16 protein-coding genes and 1 tRNA gene are annotated in these 20660 nt (G+C 34.4%); 7 read left to right on the top strand and 10 right to left on the bottom strand.

Annotated features, from left to right (window positions below):
* Nucleotides 1-104: 104 nt before the first annotated feature.
* The 6 genes from pglZ to HNR53_RS18190 form a co-directional block, all read right to left on the bottom strand.
* Complete coding sequence (pglZ, locus tag HNR53_RS18165) at nt 105-2615, bottom strand: BREX-1 system phosphatase PglZ type A (protein WP_184528631.1); 2511 nt, start codon at nt 2613-2615, stop codon at nt 105-107.
* 89 nt (nt 2616-2704) lie between these two features.
* Nucleotides 2705-6193 (bottom strand): BREX-1 system adenine-specific DNA-methyltransferase PglX, encoded by a 3489-nt coding sequence (pglX, locus tag HNR53_RS18170; protein ID WP_184528633.1) that lies wholly within the window; start codon nt 6191-6193, stop codon nt 2705-2707.
* A gap of 46 nt (nt 6194-6239) precedes the next feature.
* A complete protein-coding gene (gene brxC, locus HNR53_RS18175) occupies nt 6240-9818 on the bottom strand; it encodes a BREX system P-loop protein BrxC (RefSeq protein ID WP_184528635.1) in 3579 nt (1192 codons plus the stop codon).
* 12 nt (nt 9819-9830) lie between these two features.
* The gene (locus HNR53_RS23585) at nt 9831-10373 is read right to left on the bottom strand and encodes a BREX protein BrxB domain-containing protein (protein ID WP_184528637.1); all 543 of its coding nucleotides are present in this window, start codon (nt 10371-10373) and stop codon (nt 9831-9833) included.
* A gap of 2 nt (nt 10374-10375) precedes the next feature.
* Entirely contained in the window at nt 10376-10972 is a 597-nt protein-coding gene (locus HNR53_RS18185; RefSeq protein WP_184528639.1) for a BrxA family protein, read from the bottom strand.
* Nucleotides 10973-11437: 465 nt separating this feature from the next.
* Nucleotides 11438-11785: a hypothetical protein gene (locus HNR53_RS18190; RefSeq protein ID WP_184528641.1), complete on the bottom strand. Its 348-nt coding sequence runs from the start codon at nt 11783-11785 to the stop codon at nt 11438-11440.
* A gap of 889 nt (nt 11786-12674) precedes the next feature.
* Here HNR53_RS18190 and HNR53_RS18195 point away from each other — a divergent pair.
* From HNR53_RS18195 to HNR53_RS18205, 3 genes are all read left to right on the top strand, one after another.
* Nucleotides 12675-13118, top strand: a complete 444-nt coding sequence (locus HNR53_RS18195) for a recombinase family protein (RefSeq protein ID WP_184528643.1) — start codon at nt 12675-12677, stop codon at nt 13116-13118.
* Nucleotides 13119-13409: 291 nt separating this feature from the next.
* Nucleotides 13410-13559, top strand: coding sequence for a hypothetical protein (locus HNR53_RS18200; RefSeq protein ID WP_184528645.1), 150 nt, complete (start codon nt 13410-13412; stop codon nt 13557-13559).
* Entirely contained in the window at nt 13556-15100 is a 1545-nt protein-coding gene (locus HNR53_RS18205; RefSeq protein ID WP_184528647.1) for a recombinase family protein, read from the top strand. The genes HNR53_RS18200 and HNR53_RS18205 overlap by 4 nt, the downstream gene beginning before the upstream one ends.
* Nucleotides 15101-15157: 57 nt before the next feature.
* Here the strand turns inward: HNR53_RS18205 and rlmD are convergent, their stop codons facing one another.
* The 3 genes from rlmD to HNR53_RS18220 form a co-directional block, all read right to left on the bottom strand.
* Complete coding sequence (gene rlmD / locus HNR53_RS18210; protein ID WP_184528649.1) at nt 15158-16528, bottom strand: 23S rRNA (uracil(1939)-C(5))-methyltransferase RlmD; 1371 nt, start codon at nt 16526-16528, stop codon at nt 15158-15160.
* A gap of 190 nt (nt 16529-16718) precedes the next feature.
* Nucleotides 16719-17834: a hypothetical protein gene (locus tag HNR53_RS18215; RefSeq protein ID WP_184528651.1), complete on the bottom strand. Its 1116-nt coding sequence runs from the start codon at nt 17832-17834 to the stop codon at nt 16719-16721.
* Between the two features lie 151 nt (nt 17835-17985).
* A complete protein-coding gene (locus tag HNR53_RS18220; RefSeq protein WP_184528655.1) occupies nt 17986-18459 on the bottom strand; it encodes an Hsp20/alpha crystallin family protein in 474 nt (157 codons plus the stop codon).
* A gap of 237 nt (nt 18460-18696) precedes the next feature.
* Between HNR53_RS18220 and HNR53_RS18225 the strand changes: the two genes are divergently transcribed.
* From HNR53_RS18225 to HNR53_RS18240, 4 genes are read left to right on the top strand one after another with little or no spacing between them, the layout of a single operon-like run.
* A complete protein-coding gene (locus tag HNR53_RS18225) occupies nt 18697-18933 on the top strand; it encodes a hypothetical protein (protein WP_184528657.1) in 237 nt (78 codons plus the stop codon).
* A 24-nt stretch (nt 18934-18957) separates the two neighbouring features.
* Nucleotides 18958-19212, top strand: a complete 255-nt coding sequence (locus HNR53_RS18230) for a hypothetical protein (protein ID WP_184528660.1) — start codon at nt 18958-18960, stop codon at nt 19210-19212.
* A gap of 12 nt (nt 19213-19224) precedes the next feature.
* The gene (locus tag HNR53_RS18235) at nt 19225-19455 is read left to right on the top strand and encodes a hypothetical protein (protein ID WP_184528662.1); all 231 of its coding nucleotides are present in this window, start codon (nt 19225-19227) and stop codon (nt 19453-19455) included.
* A gap of 51 nt (nt 19456-19506) precedes the next feature.
* Entirely contained in the window at nt 19507-19743 is a 237-nt protein-coding gene (locus tag HNR53_RS18240) for a hypothetical protein (protein ID WP_184528664.1), read from the top strand.
* A 423-nt stretch (nt 19744-20166) separates the two neighbouring features.
* On the opposite strand, the gene HNR53_RS18245 is transcribed toward HNR53_RS18240, so the two are convergent.
* Nucleotides 20167-20238 (bottom strand) — tRNA-Gly (locus HNR53_RS18245).
* Between the last annotated feature and the right edge of the window lie 422 nt (nt 20239-20660).

Here is a 20660-nt window from a genome sequence, read left to right on the forward strand (position 1 = left end):
TCAATCAACTTAATTTAAATTATATAGCAATCACCCAGATACTGTTAGAAGAAATAAAAGACAAAAAAAAATAGAGAACTATGTAAAATAGTCCTCTAGCTTCATTAGTAAAGCGCATTATACATATGAATTGTAAATTCTGTATCGCGATATGGTGTGACTTTATCATCTTCCACGGTTACCATTTTCAACTCACAAGTTTGCCCTGTTGGATAATAGTTTTCTACAAGGTTAAATATAAGTTGCTCCGTACGTTCATGGTTTTCACCAGTCATATCAAATGTCCATTCAATTTCGTTCGAAATTCGTTCACCATTCAGGTAAAATGCAGCTTGAATTGTTCGTGCCTTAAATTCTTGTGAAATACTTTGTTCTTGATATATTGGCACTTGGATACGGAATCCTGTGATGACACGTTTTGGGATGGCCACACTGATTTCAACAGGAATTGCTTGTGAAGTACGACGATAATCAATTAGTGGCACAATTACTTCTTGAGGTGTTGCACCGCCGTGTACAAACTGTAATCCTCCACCGCCAATAAATCGGTTTACGCCTTTAGCAATCACTTTTTCAACACCTTCTAATGTTGAAAAACCATCTGGCACATTAATAGCTCCATCATCTATTAGTAAATCATGACCAACAGCAAAGCGACGATTCGAATCAATGATTTTACCTTTAACACTCACTACTTTAATATCATTTTCAATTCTTGGATACTGATAAAGGAATCCGTGATCTGCTGTTATAAAAATTCGTTTTGCTTGCCATTTAGATAACCGATCAACAGCAATTGATAATTCTTTTATTGCTCGTTCCGCAGCTATATAAGTATCTCGTTCAGATTTTGCAGAATCACCTGCTGCATCGATTACATCATGATATAAGTAAACGAGACGTTTTCCTTTTAAATTTTCATCTGCTGTCGCTCTTGACCAGTCTAATAAATCGGTTAAACGATAGGCAATTGCTTCTGGATGAGTTGCTTGTAGAATTTTTGTACGGTTTGCTAATCCATTTGTAGGTTGGTCATCTGCTAATACTGTTCCATTTTCAGTAATCGTTAATACTTTATTTGGTAATAAAGATGCCATACCTAATTGTGTATACGTTGGCATATTCGCAACTAACGGACTGATAGAGGCAATTCCATTCGAACGCAAATTTAAACGAGATACTAATTCTGCCCCTACTTCATATCGTAATGCATCCGAAATAATCACAAATACGCGTGTTGATTCTTTATCAAGAATAGGTTGCACAACTTCTTTATAAAATTTAGCCTGTTTTGGTAACTTTCCTACTTCTGCAGTTTCTAAAAGATAATTGGTCTCTTGTGCAATTTTCAACGAGTATTTATTTTCATACCAGTTTGTTAGTTGCTCAGCTAAAGTTTCTAGCATTTCATTATTCTCTAATTGCATATAGCCGGTCATGAAACGTCTATAAGCTTGATCAATTAAATAAAGTTCGCTTGTATATTGAACATATAAAGGCTCACGCGTATCATATTGCTTCAAGAACATTTTATACTTCGTCAAATCAACTGCATCTAACAATACACTTAATAAACGTTGAATTTGTTCATTTCGTTTCGCCCAATGCATTTTTAACCGTTTATGCAAAATGTCTTTCCAAGCATCAAAATTGGATGTTTGATGAAGGAGTTCAGTCGTTAATTTACTCGTCAATAAATGATCAATGACAGGAAAAGTTGAAACGTTGGCATATTGTTCGATAGGACGTTCACCTAACACCTCTACAATTGAAAACCTTTGTTCGATTTCCTTTATATAATTTTCTAATACTTCTACTTCAATTTCTTTTTTATGGTGCCATTCATCAATAAATAAAGCACAAACATTTCCGCGTGTTGTTTCATATTTCTTTTGTAAAGACTGTTCTTCAAATTGTGCATGACGTTGGAAATGAGCATACAAAACATGCTCCATTAAATACTGCAATGTCAAATCATTTGATTGTAAACCAAAGTATTCCGAAATGAGCTCCCACATACGATTCGAGCTAAACCGTTTTGATATGGCTTTATACACTTCATTTGTTTCTTCTTGTAAACCACGCAACAATAAATGGCGAGTAATTTCTTCCATATTTGCAATGGGTGCGCCTGTTAGTACTGCTAACATAGCATACTCTATATCACGTTCACTAGCATTAGGGGGTACGACTTTCTTTAATTTATTTTTACGCTCTGCACTTTTAAAAAAGTCTCCATATTCCTTAATCAAAGGTCTTAAAATGGCATCACTTACTTGCAACTGTTCTGCAAGTAAAGCATTAGTATCAGCTTTAAACTCTGTACCGTAAAGCTCCATATCCAGTAAAAAATTGTCTTCTATCGCTGGTTTTGCAAAATCAGCATATAATAAAAAAGAATCTCTTTTCTTTTCCACCTCGATTTCTAATTTAAGCGTAAAGAAATTATTACGCGTTAATTGGCGGATATGAATTGGTTGCTCTGCTAATGTTTCTTCTAAATCAGAAACAGTGTATTCTCCTTGCTCGTCATACCAAAAAATAACCGTGCGCGGCTTATTTTTCTTATATAGCTCGTCCTCTATTCGCTCTTTTAACAGTTCAATGACATTCATTGTGTCACCTCATTATGAATATTTACTAATAATTTTAATTATACCTTAATATTAAACAAGCCTCCTTACCAAAGTAAGAAGGCCATGATTTATTTAATCTTCGCTAATACACCTTTTCCACCACGATACAACTGCTCATAGTTCACTTTAACACCATCGTCTAGATCAATTTCAATCTCTTCGTTAGCTATCTCAGCTAAACGTTTATCAAACTCTCGTAGTTCATCCATTTTCTTTTCAAAAGAAGTTTTTTCTGCTGTTAGCTTTTTCTTCTCACTTGCTGATAAGTTTGGATTCACTAATCGGTTTTCTAAATCTGTAATTTCATTTTGATATTTAGCTTGAATTTCTTGCAAATACTCAAAACGAATTGTTGCTATTGTATCTGGCTGATAACGATGCATATAAAATAGTGTACGCAACCCTTTTTGTTTACCTGAATCTACTAACCAATAAATTGGCTTTTTTTGATACATTTTGCAATGATCGGCAAAAAACTCATCTAAAAAATACCTACGTAAACGTGCCTCAGCATCCTCACCCTTCTTCATCTCAAGCGCTTCTGCTAGCCATTGCATATTTTCATCCACTGTATCTGAAGAAAAAGCAACCGATAAGAACTCACGTAAACGAACGATAACATCATTTTCAAAATAGACAGTATCTGTAAAATTAATAATTCCATCAGGCAGAGGATTGAATGTTGAATAATGTTTATTATCCCAGTCTCCACCTGCATATACAACTCCCTCGCTATCTAAACTATACCTCCCCAGCAAACAACCGATAAAGTAAGAAATGAATGAACGTACATCACTTGATAAATTAGCAGTTCTAATCGCTATATCATTATCAGAAATAGTAGGGTTAAATTCATCAGTTAAGTTATATATGTTAATTAATATTTTATTTAATTTTTCTTCATTTGACTTAATTTTATTAAATCTATTCTTTGTTATATTTATCCACTCATTATTAGCATTTTGCAAGCTATGTGAATTAACTAAAGGATGTTTTTTGAAATCCCATGAAACTTCGAAAGCATCCCAGTCTTCTTTAGAAATCAGAATATTTTCATCAACTAGTGATTTAATTTGAGGAATCAAATCACTCGCTAAAATCACTGGAACTTTCGCAATATTTCCTACTTCAAAATTGATAGTAGGGCTTAATATCTTCATTAATTCTACTGTTATAACGCTATTTAATAATGCCATTATATATTTGAGATTAGAATTATTTTCCGTGTAAAAAAAAGGGCTAGCATCTCCTTGAATAATACCTTTTCTTTGGAACCGTACTGAAAATTTCCCTGAAGAAAGTTTATTCCAAGTTATACATTGTTTAAAATATTTATCTTCTGATGGTATAATTGCCTTACCAGTAGACTTTATTTTTTCTCCGTTATTGAACCACTCAACCACTTCAATTATATTTCCATACCACTTCCTATAATTACCTCCACTGTTAAATAAAAACCATTTGAATTTTTTCGATATGTCACTTTCATAATTCTTATTATCCAAAAATATTTTATTAATATTAAGTTCAAACCACAATCTTATAAATTGATTAGAATCTCCAGTCTGTAGACCTCTTCGAGCATCTCCATATGTTGAGAGTTCATTTCCCTCTTGGAACACATTCGATATCTTTTCACTTATCCAATATGCTATAGGTTCTCCTGTAATCTTTTTGAATTTTTCTAAAGATGTTGTGTTATTTCTATTTTTTAATATTGGGAACGAAGATGGTCTGTTCAAGTGTTGTATATCTTTATAAGTAACTTCATTATATACTCCTAAATAACTATCAATATAATAATTTTTAAACACAGTAGCAGCTGTTCCAAATGCAATACCCATTACGTTATTGTCCATATGCAATAATGAATCAATCGTTTTTTCACGTAAAATTTTTTTTCTCATTTTTCCATAACTTGATAAAAACATCCATGATTGCATTGTAACATTACTGATTATCGCTGAATTAGAGCCTAGTATAAAACTCTTTTCAATAAACGCTGCAAATAAATCTGCCTTAGAATCGGGATAACTTTTCTTCAAAAAATCACTTAATTCCTTACTCATATTCCCAGAACCCATATATGGTGGATTCATCACAAGAACATCATATTCATTCCGCATAATTTTCGTTTGTCGAACTAAGTCTGGAAGTACTTCTTTCGCAATATCATGCTCTTCACTAAAGAATAAATCTTGTACAGGATTATTTTGAATCTGCTCTAATCTTTCTTTAATAAATGTAATATCTCGTTCCGAAATATTAATTAAAGAACCATATGTTTTCGCATTATTGTATTGTTTGAAAAAGGCTTTCACTGCTTCGAAACGTGTGCCTTTTTCTTCTTGCGCAATATATGAAAAAACATCATCGGAAACATAATTCGTTTCTTGAATCGATGCTAAATTTAACTGAATCCCTTCTCGTTCAACGCTACGTAAGAAACGACGAGAATAAGAAGCAGCTTTCATGACTACAGCAAATGCTGCTAATTGATAAGCTCGGTCATCAATATCTAATCCATACAAATTGTTTTCTAAGATTAATCGTGGAATATCACGTTCTGGATAACCACACTTCTCATAGATTTGAAAGAACACTTCAAACGCATAAACTAAAATATGTCCACTTCCCATTGCAGGATCAAGTAGCTTAATATCCTCTACTCTTAACTCTTTATTCACATAAAGAGCAATTTTCTCATGGAAATCCTCTTCTTCATGCTTTATGAAGTATTTCCAATTACTGATTAAATCCTCATCTTCTCGATGCGCTTCGGTCCAGTAGCGTCCTAGTGAGTTCTGTACCATATACTGCACTATCCACTTTGGTGTAAAGAGTTGTGTTGCAAAAGGAATTTCCTCTTTTTTATATTTGCTTTTTTGCGCAAATACTCGGTCTTTTTCTTCTGCAATGTAATATTGATACAGCCAGCCAATCACTTCAATTTCTTCAAAACTATTGGTTAATTCATCATTTTGAACAAGTACTTTAATGACTGATTCTGCATCTAGTAAAAAGTCTGGAAGTAAAAGCTCTGTATAATCTTGAATTTGTTCAAATAAGAATGGCAATATACTATTTAATGCATTACATTGTGCAATAAATAGCTTGCGATATGCGCCTTCTGTATCCCCAGCATGTAATAATTCACGAATTTCTTCTTGTTTTACAGGTAAATCCATCGTTTCATATTCAAATAAAATATCTGGATCTACCCGTCCTACATTACTTGACAACACATTTACTTTTTCAGGTAAGTAATCATGTATTTCCATATAACGAATTGCAATAATACGGTTAAACCATGTGTAGGCAACTTCTTCAACTAACTGCTTAAAACCTTTTTGTTTAAGCTGGTTTTTCAAAGAAATAAACGCTGGTTTCATATATAGTGGATACGATTTATCTTTTATCATTAATTGTCCGTATTGTTCTTCAATTTCTAAATCATTCTTTTCATCAATACCGTACAAGAGTGCCTTTGTTTTTACTTTATCAATCAATTGACGACGCGATTGAATGGCAAAGTTTTTCAATTCCGTTTTATTCACTTTTTTCACCTCATACAACAAAGGAAGGGAAACCCCCTTCCTCTGCCTATAATTCAATTTTCAATGTATTTTCTTTTAGTTCTTTTAATAACTGTGTTCGTAATTCAGCTAGTACATTATCTAAATCAGATTGTGTTTCGATGTTTGTATGTGAAATCATGTTCTTTAATTCGACTGAAGAAATGACTTTTGTTCCTTTTTCACGTACAACAGTAGTAGGTGTGTCTGGTGTTGGCGGTTTTAATTGTAGTAATTCTTTTTCTTTACGTTTTGCTTCTTCTTGAATTGTTTCTGTTACTGTACGTAGTTTCGTCAAATTCATTTGAATCGTGATTAGACTATTACTATTAAGAATTTCTTGTTGCAACATTTTGAAGTTCTGCATTTTATCATTTATTAATTCCGTAATGATTTCATTATTTGAATAATAATCTTTTAAATCATCTATCTTTTTCTCTAATTGTGTAATTTGACTTGCAAGACCTTGTTTTTGTTCTGCTACTTCTTCTTGAATTGCTTGATCGAGCTTTTCAATTAAACTAGGTAATTGCGGAATTTCACTATATGGTGATACTTTTGTTAAAATGTCGGTTATTTTTTTCTTTAGCAGGTTTACCTTTTCTGATTGGGTGTAACGTAAATCATTTTGTACTTGATTTAAAAACGCTACTGCCTCATCAAAACGCTCAATCGGTGCTTTTAAATAGAAACCGGTTAATTGTTCAATCGTTTCTTGCCAATCGTATAAATCATCTTCGGCATCAATAAATGCCTTTACAAGTTGTTCTGGTTCTCTAATTTGTGTTACTCGAAGTATATCGATTTTTAAAGAATTAATTTTTGTCCCTTCTGGATATGCAAATTCAGAAGATAAAGCTTTCTTTCGACGGTCATCCATCTCGTTTAATGGATCAATAAAATACTTCCCTATTGCAGTTTGAATTGCATTCGCGAACTCTTGATAAGAATCACCAATATCCATTCGTCCGAATAAATCCTTATATAATCCAGTGAATTCACGACGCACTTTTGGATCTACTTCAATTTCAGGAATCACACGGATTTTATCTCGCTCTGTTGTTCGAGCAAGTTTATCATAAAATTGAGGTGAAGTCGTTGGTGTGAAGTGTTCATCTGCAATCATTAACTTTACTTTACCGGACTGCAATAAAGCTAGGACAATGCCAATTGTATCGTAGTCACTCCAGCCATAAGGAACTTGATTATATTTATCAATAAATTCCTTTAACGATGGTTTCTGATGCATACGAATGAGTTCATCTAAATGGCGTAATACTTCGTTATAAGCTTTTATATTACCTGTTTCACCTAATAAATCATTTGTAATACCTTTCTCAGCTAGGTTTCTCCATTGTTCTTTGAATGTTTTCATTTGAATTGGTTCATCAATGTATTCCAAATACTTATAAGTATTTTGGATTAACATATCAAAAGCATCCGATACTTGCTTTTCAAAATTACCTCGGAAGATACGCTCCTGCATTTGAATGAAGAATATTGCTTCTTCACAAGCTTTTCGTAATAATTCTTCTGCCTTTACCTCGTAGTCACCAATACTATCCATTTTCGCATCATAAATACGATGCTGTGCCTGCGTTGTACTTGGATTACGTTTTAAATTCACATAACGACGTATTTGTTCAGAAATACGAATGGCTTCTTCTGCTTCTGCAATTAATTCCTCATTTAAATAAATAACCATTTGTCCTTCTATTGCCTGTAAAGCAGCTTCTATTGTAGTTAACCCACCCGTAATGACTTGCATCGTTAACGGATACTTCATATTTGTCTTTAAATAATTATCAAAGCGTTTATTATAATCAAATAGCATTCCCTTTTGATAGTTATATTTAGCGTTTGGATACATTTTCTCAAAGAAGGTATCGCCTAATCTTTCTTTAATTTTGATAGCATTAACATCAACGTTACGAATTTCTTTATTTATTTCTTGCTCTTCATCTGATAAGAATGAATACGTACCATCTGCGTGCTTTTCAATAAACATCGTCTGCTCTAGACGATTCAATGATTCTTTAATTATAAGTTCATTTTTCTCAGCCTGAATACTTTCTAATAAAAGTGTTGAAATATTATTTGGTGTTGCCTTAATGTGGTCTATTCCTTTAATCAAATACAATACTTTTAATACATCAACATCATATTCAACAAGACCTTCCGAATTTTTTGCACGGTTTTCAGCTCTCGAAATCGTCTGTACAATAGCTGATTCTAAATGTTGACGAATAGTTGGATAAAACTCCGCCATCGTTACTAGATCACCTAACTCTTCATGGCCATTATATATCGCTGCTTCTTGGAAAGCTTTTAATAATGAACGTTCCCCTCTTGAAGCGTAAGAACTACCTTCACCATGTATACCAATTTTCTCTAAAACAGCTTGCAATAAATCCACTTGATAAGGTATAAATGGATATGTTTCAACAAACTCATTAGTTGAACGATAGCCTGAGCGATATTGTGTTCGATCTTTATCAAAAGAAAGGCGATTACGAATTAATTGCTCATTCGGTTCAAAAATGGACTCTAATGTTTTCGAAGCCGTTTCTGTCTTTTCTAATAAACGGCGTTTTAAAACTTCGTCTGTATCTGAACTCGATAAATTAATCCGTGTTTCAAATCTTCCTTGAATTTTCGAAAAATCTTTTGTATTGGCTGCATTCATATTAGAGACGTCTTTAATCTTTTCCTGAGAAGTAACAGCAATCCATGCTTGTCCCATCGCAGCAGCACCAATTTCTTCTACTGCATTTTGTAAATCAAGCATTAGGTTATTATCTGTACCAATATATTGTCCGACTTCATCAATTAAAAAGATTAAGCGATAATCATGTCCTTTTGATTTACAATATTTTGCAACAAGCTCTCCTAACTGAACAGCTGAAATCGAAAATTCCTTTTGTGCTGATTTTACTAAGAAATCTGCAGTTTCTTTTTCATATCCTATTTCACAGAGTACCGATATAATCTTTGCATAACGCAGGCGGAATTTCGCACGGAAATCTTGCCATTTTTCATTATGCAACTCTTCAATTTTCGAACAAAAAGCATCATATTTTTGGTCACTAGATAGTTGTCGTTCGAAATCCGCTACCCATAGCGTATTGGAATAACCTAAATGTTCATTAAAAATACGTAAGATAATTTCGATAATACTTTCTTTCGTTCCACGTGCTGCACTGGCTCCTGCTTCAGAACCAACATTAAATAACAATGCATCTGAGGGTTTTGATTCTATCCGAGACATTGCATCTAAAAGTACGGTATCAGAAACTTTATCTTTAAAGTATTCAAATGGCGTTTTTTCCCCGACTTTCTTACCATCCAATAAGTAAGATAAAATTTTAAGGAAATGTGATTTACCGGAACCGAAGAAACCAGAAATCCACACACCCACATTTTTCGTTGGTGTTGAATACGACTTCTCATAATTTTTATAAAATCTTTTTAAGCTATCTAAAATTTCTGCTGTTACAACGTATTCTTCTAACTCGGTTTGAATTGTATCTTCATCAATTTGACCTGCTTGTACAACACCATTAATTGGTCGGTCAATTTTCTTCTCAAAAATCTCTTGAATAATCATTATTCATACTCCTTATGAAATCCTTGTAATTTGGTATTCATCTTCATGTCGGAATTTGTTAAATAGACGTAAATCTACTCCTGAAAAATAACCCGGATAAAATAATATAAGCGGTGTTCTAAATGCATGATTAGATAGCTTTTTAAGTAAATGACTAGAGCGAATAAATGGATGTACTGTTCCTACACCTGTTATAAAAATTAATTCCACGTTATCTGCTTTTTCAATGAATGCGTTCACCAACAAATCTTGATCTTCTAAAACAGTTTGAATAGCTTGAGAAAGCTCTGTATAGCCTTCTTCTTCAGCAATAGCTATTAATTCTTCTAAATCATCTTCAAACAAGCTAATAAGAAATTCAAAAAGATTGATTTCTTTTATATTTAATGTTGTCCGCTTTAATAATCCTTCAACATATGTTCGTACTGTTAATTCATCTTCTGCTGGATAATCAAAAACAAAATGTGGAATTTCACTGCCAATCCCTTTTGGTGTTGTAAACCCTTCTTCATTTATACGTTCTTCTAATTGTTCTAATCGCTTATATATGGTCACTCTTAACTACCTGCCTTTAATGTTATGATTGCTTTTAACAAAACGTCCTGTTCTTCTGCAAACTGTTTAAGAGCTTGACTCACATGTAAAGGAGAGACTTTATACTCATCTTCTAATAATTCAATCATACCACTTTCTCTGTAAAATAATAGAAGTGTACTGTTGATTTTCCTTTTTGTAGCTATATGCCAATTTGCGATTTTCTCTGATTGTTGTTCCTTTTCTTCCATATAAAAACTCATATCTGAAACCTGTAAAGTTCCATTCCTATGTTGATATCGATAAACAATCAATTCATAGAAATTTTCGTAGGCATATCGATAACATTTAAGAAAGCTATATAATAACAGTACTTTTTGGTCAGAATTGGTGCCATTGAAATAGTATTCAGATAATGTTGGATATAATGTCTTTGCTCTGCGATAAACCATTTGAAACCTTTTACTAATCGCCGATTCACTTCTTAACAAGAAAACATTATCCTCAATTACTTTACTTCTTATTTCTTTACGCCTAAAACCTTTGTGAAGTTGGTCTAAAGTATATTCAATTTCCTGTTGGAACCATCCTTCGCTCGTAAAGCCGGCTGAATATTCCATTAATAATCCCTCGTTTCAAAATCACTAGGTAAATTATATCTATAATTTCCATTTTAAATGAATTAACTTATTATTCAAACTACCTAATGGAGCTTCTGTATATATGTTCATTAAAGAAAAAAAGGTCATCATCTTCCTTTTAATATGTAAATGGATAAGGTAAACCACAACCGGTATCCAATAAAGGAAATAAAAAGATGACTACTGTGAGAAACCAACAATAGTCATCTTTTTCATTTCTTAAATACTTTATTGTTACCATTTTTCAATAATACTTACAGTACCCTTTGGGAATACCAATCATTGATTTACATCAAACATTAGCTGTTCGTTTACTTAAAAAATGTAAAGTGCCTCTCCCTCTTCCATATCTCCCTTAAATATTGTTCTTAGTAGGAAATATAAACCCTTAGCTTGATGGGTATGCGGCATTACACTTACATAATAAAACAATCAATATTCATCCTAATTATTTAGTAGTTCTCTTAAATATTTATTTAAAGCAGCTTCAAAAGTTTCCTCTTTTCGCTTTGCTGCAATTTTCTTGACTTTCTCCCACTCAATTTCAACTTCAATAGATTCATTCGGAATACTACAAATTACTTTGTTTATTACATTTTCAGCTTTATACAACATAATAGAATTGGTTTGAACAGCCTCCCCAAACACTTCTCCCTCAACCCAACTCCCATTTTGTCCGCCCTTCACACCAAACGGATTTCTCCCAAGCACAAAATATTTATAAGAATAACCGCCATAATTTTTATAATGTTTTGCCACTTTTGTTCCTTTACTTACTGTAGCTTTAATCATAATGTTTGCAATCCTACCCTTTCAGTAGTGATTACTTCCCCCTTTTTGCTTAAATTTTAAATATTATACTTTCAAAAAATCAGATTGCTAGATCTTTACTGACTTTTTTAAAGGTATTTTTGAACTTTTAAAATCTAACCATATAGGGGTGGCGTCAGGATTATACGAATTTACAAAAGTATGGATCAATTCGTTAGAGTTTTTTGTCTTTTATAAATGAACTTTTAAAATCTCTTGATGATTGCTATATAGAAATTTTCTTATTAAAATTATTAACCTTTCATTTATCCGAGAAGCAGATTCAGAAGTTAATATTCTAATTTTTTTGGTGACCCTGAAGAATAGCTAAAGCAAAAAAGAAATTGTATGAGTATAGTAATTATGTGTATGCTGTTTGGCGTACAGGTTTTGTATTAGTTGAGGGCATACATCGCGATCACATTTTAGATGAAATCTCTTATGAAGAAAGAGGTTTAAAATACTATGGAACTACCGAATTAAATGAGCTAAATAATAATGATTTCTATGAATTTCTAAGACGGGATGCAAAATTAAATATGCAACATAAATCCGTCACATCCTTAGAGAATAGGAAGTTATGGCAGGCCTTTTAATTTATTATCTAAATTTTTTCATTGAAATTTTTAAAAACTGAAGATTGAAACTTTTATTTTTCTATTAGAATATCAAAAACCCCAAAGTATAATGCTTCAGAACATTGGTTATTCAAGGGTTTTACATTCGGATATATTTTTTAAAATAATTTTATATAAGCTCTTTTTACCTCTTAAAATAAGAAAAAACATGGATACAATGTTCTACACATTAGGAAAGTAAAAGGTTCCTTTACACATCTTTAAAACCAAAATCACTAAGGAGAGAAAAAATTATGAAATGTGCAGCCTACATTCGAACAGCTAGTAAAAGACATGTAAACTTCAATTTGGAGGATCAAACAGAAGAAATTAAGGCCTTTATTTCAAAATATAATTGGGAATTAGATACCATTTATAGCGATATCGGATCTGGAATTCATAAAAATAAAAGCCTACAAGCAATGTTTGAGGATTGTAAAGAAAGTAAATTCGATATAATTGTTACAGCCGATTTATCTCGGGTTTCTAGATCGACTGAATTATCAAATGAACTAATTGATCTATTTACTATGGGAAAAGTGCATATTGTGACAACAGACAATAAAATCAACACTTTCCGCGATGATATTAGCAAATTAATTATTCATAGTACTCTTTGTGCAAGTGAATTCGAAAGAATGGGGCGGATAATAAAGATAGGTAAAAAAAGCTCCAATAAACAGACACTATTAGAATAAATAGTGGGTCTGATAAAAAATCCGCAGAGATTCCAAGTCATTTACATGGGCTTGGTAATCTGCGGATAATTTTTTATTTAAAACACAAGTAGTTCTTTAAAATTTTTCTTAAATGCTATATATATATATCACTTCAAAAGAACCTCAAATAAATATCGAATAAACGGAAAATTTAAACTTTAATTTTATATGAATTTGCTCTTAGAATATCAAAAATCTGAAAGTATCATATTTCAGCTAGATCAGTAAGCCGGCTGAAACATCTAGCCACCAAATTTACGGAGGCTAACAATGAACGTAGAACGCATTTATAAAAATGAAATATCATTAGAAGAAATTATAACTGATCTAATTAATATCCAAATTGACCAACTAGTAAAAAGCTTATATGCTAAAGATATCACCACTACATCTCATGATGAAGGAAGTGTTCAATCATGAGATTAGCATTAGCAAAAAATTCATATAAAGAAAATTCACAACATGAACTAACTAATAAAACATTGAAGGTTGCTGCGCTTGTTCGTGTGTCAACTAATAAAGAAGAGCAAAAGTCTTCACTCGAAAATCAAAGAAAACTTTTCACACAAATGTGTTCAGAGAACGGGTGGGAATTATACGATTTTTACGAAGAAATTGAATCAGGCACACATTCTAACCGTAAAGGTCTAAATCAATTAATTAGTGACGCAAAAGAACAAAGGTTCGACTTAATTATTGCTAAAGAATTATCACGTCTAGCAAGGAATGTCCCCCTTGCCTATAAATTAAAGGAAGTTCTCAACAAACATAAAGTCCATTTAAAAACAATGGACGGTGCTATCGATACTTTAAAAGATGATCAAGATAAGTTTGGACTTTATGCTTGGATATATGAGCAAGAATCACAAAAAACTAGTAATCGTATAAAGCGCACCTTTCGAACAACAGCTAAGGAGGGGCAATTTAATGGCTCTCATCCTCCATACGGTTTTTACGTTGAGAACAAAAAGCTATTTATTAAACACGATGAAACCCCAAATATTATTCGGCGTATTTTTCAAGAATATATCGAAGGAAAGGGATTTGATGGTATAGCTCGTGGATTATATAATGATGGAATCCCAACTCCTGCTCAAATTAGTGGAAAGTCTAACGCAAGTGATAAATGGCATGGTTCAGCAGTTAAAGTAATTTTAATGAATCCTCACTATACTGGAGCATTAGTTCAATGTCGAGATACAAAGCCCACTGTCACAGATCCAAGACAATTAGTTTCGTTATCTAAATTTGTCATAGTGCAAAATACACACGAAGCCATCATTTCTCTAGAAACATTCAATACTGCTCAGGACTTAATTATTTCTAGACAACGTATCAGACCGCAACAAGAAGCTCATTTATTTACAAATACAGCTTTCTGTGCTGATTGTGGAAGAGGATTGCATTTTAAGAAAAATAGAAAAGGATATGTATGTGGCAACTATAATAAGCACGGGATAAAAGCATGTTCAGAACATTTTATTAGGGAAACTCAACTTGCTGAAATAGTACTAGAGGACATTAGATCTATAACATCCAAACTAAACATGGATAGTATAATGGATTCAATCACCAAGAAAGCAAGTAATGTAAGTAATAATACAAAAAAGCGTCTAACTAAAGTTAAAAAAATGATAAAAGATTTAAATAATGAAAAAGTTAAACTCACAAAACTTCTTGCTAAATCAAATATAACAATAGAGGACTACCGTTTAACCATTGAGGATATTGGTAGCCAACTAAGTAATTTGGTTTTAGAAAAATATGAGTTAGAAAAAGCTAATTCAGAAATACAAGAAACGACTCAGTCCAATATAACTAAACTAAAGAAAGAGCTAAATCATTATCTTGAATTTAATGAGTTAACACCTGAGATGTTACACCGTCTAGTAGATCGAATCGAAATCAAAGAAGACGGATCCCCAAGAATCTTTTATCGCTTTTCTAACGAATTGCTTTGATTATGTAATTAGAAAAGCTCGTCTAAATAAGGATCTTTTTAAACGAGCTTTTCTTTTTTATATCAATTTTATCAACGCACAGCACTCCACATGGCTCGTCTGCGGAAACATATCCACCGGCTGCACTTCAACCGTCTTATACCCGCCATCTTCTAAAATTCTTAGGTCGCGTGCTAGTGTAGCCGGGTTGCATGAAACATAGACTACCTTCTTCGGCTTCATATTAAGAATCGTCTGCAGCAGTTTTTCATCACAGCCCTTGCGCGGCGGATCGACGACCAAAACATCTGCTTGTACTCCCTCTTCATACCAGTTTGGAATCACTGTTTCCGCTTCACCTACAGCAAATTCCACATTTGTTATGCCATTTAGGGCCGCATTTCGTTTCGCATCCTCAATCGCTTCCGGGACAATTTCAACTCCGTATACTTTTCCAGCTTTCTGCGCTAGGAACAACGAAATCGTTCCGATTCCGCAATAGGCATCTATAACCGTTTCATGACCGCCTAAGCCGGCATATTCCAGTGCTTTATCATATAATACCTTCGTCTGCTCCGGATTCACCTGATAGAAGGAGCGTGCCGAAATGGCAAATTTGATGTCACCGATGAAATCATAAATGACTTCCTCTCCCCAAAGTACCTTGGTTTGCTCGCCAAAGATGACATTCGTCTTTTTCGAATTGATATTTTGCACAATCGATTTAACCCCAGGGATGGCGGTCACAATCTCTTCCACAATCTTATTTTTATTTGGCAGTTCATTTGACCGCGTGACGAGCACGACCATTACTTCACCGCTGACCATCCCATAACGGGCCATAATGTGGCGGAGCTCCCCTTTATGCTTTTCCTCATTGTAGGCTCGAACACTATTGCGGCTGCAAATATCTTTTACTTTTTGAATGACCTCATCGTTCTTTTCCTGCTGAATTAAACAGGTTTTCATTTCAATGATTTGATGGCTCCGCTGCTGATAAAAACCGCCAATTAGACCGCCTTCATGCTCACCAATCGGAACCTGGGATTTATTGCGGTAGCCCCATGGGTTGTCCATTCCCAAGACAGGGTGGACCTTTATATCTTTGAGCTTGCCAATTCGCTGCAGAACATCCCTGACCTGTTTCTCCTTTGCATACAGCTGCCCTTCATAGCTCATATGCTGGAGCTGACAGCCGCCGCACTCCTTGTAGATCGAGCACGGGGCATCCACCCGATATCGACTGGCCTCAGTTATTTCCATGAGACGGCCAAAACCATATCCTTTATTGACTTTAATAACTTTAATCTTTGCTTTTTCGCCGGGTAATCCGTTCGGTACAAAAATAGGATAGCCATCTACCTTTGCCACCCCTGCTCCATCATGGGTTAAGTCCTCGAAAACCACATCTATGTATTCATTCTTCTGAACTGGTAATGTTTTACTCATTCTTTTCTTCCTTTACTCACAGATTGCCTGCATGAACGGCTGAGCTCCTTTACATCCCTTCTATGGAATTAGAGCAATTACTCATGGCTGTCTTTTACTAAAAACCAAACGTTCATGCAGATGTCAAAATCGTCATTAACTAGAAGAATTGTAACACAAATATTGTTATATGATGAAATGGTATATTTATTTAATCGTGATCGTCTGCAATTTCGATGTCAATATAAGACCCATCCTCTTCTTCAAACAAATCCGCATTGATATCAGATGATGATTCATCGTCTTGAGTATCTTCATTCGCGTCGGCATGGGGCTGCTGGTTTGCCATTTCTTCTTTTAAACCCTTCATGTTGGCAATCTCCTCTTTAAGATGTTCCGTAACTTCCTTTGGCACTGCATCTTTCCCATAAGTGGCACCAATATTAAGGGCTCCGCTTAAATTTTTAATGCCGAGCTGGGCAAAGTTATTATTCTGCTCATATTTATCTAAATAAAGCTTATCAATATAGATCGTTTTAGATAACGGTTCTTGCTTTATGGAGGAATTCTCTACGTCCTCCTCACTATGATGGAGCTGATTCCACTTTTCCATAAGCTGATCCATTTGTTTAAGCATTCCGGCTTGTACTTCATTCACCAGTAGATAATTCTTTTCCAAAACAAGAAGCCGCATGTGGATAGATCCATGGAACGAGTCATCAGATTCCTCATCACTTCTACCATTTTCCCTGCTGAATAAGGGATGGATAGCTTTCACTTCCTCGGCTTGATCCGATTTTTCCACATGACCATCACCCCATAGCTGGGAATGACTCTTTTCGCGCTCCATAAGTTTTGAAACTTGATTCTCTAATGTCTGTATTTTTCTTTGCAACTTTTCTTCCTTGCGGCTATGGGCAGCCAATCGATCGGCAAGGAGTTGTTCTACTATATGCCTTATCCTTTCCTCCTTGAGCAAGGGTTCCACTTTTGAAGAAGGCTGAGGGCTTCTGATGATTTGAGAAGCGGCCAAGTCTTGAGCTGCTGTTTCTAGTCTGTTAAGCCTTCGAGAAATGTCATCAAGCTTTTTATTTTGCCCATTTAATTCCTGCTGCAAGCTTAGATTTTCTATATTACTGCCATCAGTTTGACCTCGTTTCCTCTCTTTCCTCTTTTCTGCCCTGCTGCTTTCATACGTGTATGTCCTAAATTGTTCTTCAAATTTTAGTAATCTCTTAATATGAACCTCAAGTGCATTGATTCTTAACTTTTGCTTGTCCAACTCGTCCATCTGATCTTTATGATTAAAAAAATCTTTAATAGACATACAAATCCCCACATTTATTAAGTATTCATGATTCCCCATCTGCTCCCTATCCAACTGAGAAAAGCCAGTTTTCTTTCGGTGTGATTTTCCCCAAGAAGAACTATTTACCTCACTTGAAAAAAAATAAAAAAGCTTCCCTCATGCTGCAGGTTTAATCAATTGGAACTTGTTCTTCATCCCTAAACTGCCGTTTATATGAAATACATAGGAGGCCCTCATTGAATTTTGCCTTCATTTGATTGGGATATGCCGGCTCAGGAAGCTGAATTATCCGTTGAAAGGGTCCCTGATGCCGTTCTTGATGAACGAGCTTTCCTGTGATGGCTCGACTGTTATTCCCCTTAATTAATAGGTTTGTACCTGAAATGGATAAATGAATATCTTCTTTCGCGTAGCCTGCCAAGTCTGAAATTAACAAGACATCTTCGTCCGTTATATAAATGTCTGTTGGTGGAAAGTGATTTCCCACCCCCGGGTTAAAGCTATGGCTGGCTGGCTGCCCCTGGTCCTGAGTGTTTGTCATAAATTCATTAAAGGAGGGCTGGTCAAATATATCCTTCCAAAAATCAGTCGTTTGGGACTTTTTCGCCAAATCCATCCATTGTAATATCTTGTTCATATCCATGATGGATCCTCCCCGTTACTTTCAAAATAGTCTTATACAAGTCTATCACTATAATTAATCATATTTTAAAATTACCAATTCATTCATGAAAAAAGCCCTTTATCGACGAAACGGTCTTTAGAGATTCGGAATCGAAACAGATGTGTACCAGTATGGTCCTTTCCCAAATAACATAAATTTATCCTCAAATGCATATCTTTAATTTATCTGTAAAAAAATACTGAAAGGGTCATGGACATGAATTTTTTACCAATGAATATTAACATCGGCGGCTTGAAGGTGAATAATGAAGACCACCTGGGCGCTATTTCTTTTAGTTCGACGACGATGAGAAACCGAAATGTATGCGCCAAGAAAAATCAGGGATTTGGACAACAAATGGCAGATAGATGTATAAGAATCGGCCTTGTTGCTTCCATAAATGATAATGATATTCTAGATTCCAGCACGCTGAAAAAGAATCAGCAGGCCTAGTTACAAAAACTTAGGAGGTTTCCAATGGCAGGTCCTGTTCCGTACATCAACATTAATATTAATATTATTAAAGTCAATTCCTTTGAAAATGCCTCGGCAATAAACGTTGGCCAAAACCTATTGGCTGAATGGCATAATTCTGATAAGAAAAATATGGGCTTAGGTCAGAATATGGGGGATGGCAGTAACTTTTTTGGAACAAGGAGCTTTGTGGACGACCGGGATCAGATTGATTCCAATTCTTCCTTTGAAACAACAGGCAATTTGCCGACCCTTTAAGGAGTGAAATTTATGTTTGCACCGGTAGTACTTAACATTGTAGGGATTAAATTAAATACGATGGATAATGGAGCGGTCGTTAATCTAGGACCCAGCCAACATTTGGACCAATTTATTTCGTATAAACGAAGTCAGGGAATTGGAGAACAGAATGGCGACATCTCCCCCACGATATTATCCCAATCCTTGGTATGGGATGCGGACTTAATTGACAGCCCGACACTTAAATCAAGTTTCTTCTAAAATTGGACTGTCCATTGGATTTTTAATTTAAGAAAAAGGAGGGTTTATCATATGGTTTTTATCTCTCCCATGGTAATCAATGTCCTTGGATTTAAAATTAATACAATCGATAATGGAGCGGTAGCGAATATGGGTTCACTTCAATTAATTGATCAATTTATCTCCTATAAACGAAATCAGTCCGTTGGGGAACAAAACGGAGATCTTTCCCCGATCAATTTTCCAATAGCTGCTATATTCGACCCAGACGGAGCAGACAGTAATACGATAAAAAATAGTGTGGTGTGATTGATCCATTTAAAGCCAAAACACACCAAGGAATTCTTTAACGGATTCACTTTAAAGGTGCAAATCAGTAAATCGCAAAGCAAATAGGGTGAGAAAACCGCTGGTTTTCTCACCCTATTTTTTATGGCTGTTTCAAATTATTCAAACCCTTGGATTTGGCATTATTTAGAGGCATTAATCGGAATATCTCCGCTTATATCAGCTTATCAAGCCTCAAAATTTACATTAGCCGGAAATTCTCCGCTTATGAATTCTCATACCTATCCCTTTGTGAATCACCACGCTTTTTCGTATGTTGTTTAACTTATTTTTGTACCCCAAAAGAGAACCCGCTAGGAATTCTTGATGAGGTTTTATTCTTGTATTGTCAAAAAAAGCTAACCTTAATATTAGGTTAGCTTCATTTTATATTGTTAGAAATAGAGCGGAAGACGGGGTTCGAACCCGCGACCCTCACCTTGGCAAGGTGATGTTCTACCACTGAACTACTTCCGCATTGTTAATTAATTATTGTTCTTTGAATAAAGTGCAGAACGAAAATTTAGTTTCTTTGTGCTTTAAAAGCCTTCATGGCTTTTATCGCAAATCGCGTCTCTTCGAGACATGCGATTCACTGAACTACTTCCGCATTGTTAATTAATTATTGTTCTTTGAATAAAGTGCAGAACGAAAATTTAGTTTCTTTGTGCTTTAAAAGCCTTCATGGCTTTTATCGCAAATCGCGTCTCTTCGAGACATGCGATTCACTGAACTACTTCCGCATTGTTAATTAATTATTGTTCTTTGAATAAAGTGCAGAACCAAAATTTAGTTTCTTTGTGCTTTAAAAGCCTTCATGGCTTTTATCGCAAATCGCGTCTCTTCGAGACATGCGATTCACTGAACTACTTCCGCATTGTTAATTAATTATTGTTCTT

The sequence above is a fragment of the Bacillus benzoevorans genome, assembly GCF_014207535.1.
Classification (GTDB): Bacteria; Bacillota; Bacilli; order Bacillales; family Cytobacillaceae; genus Bacillus_BD; species Bacillus_BD benzoevorans.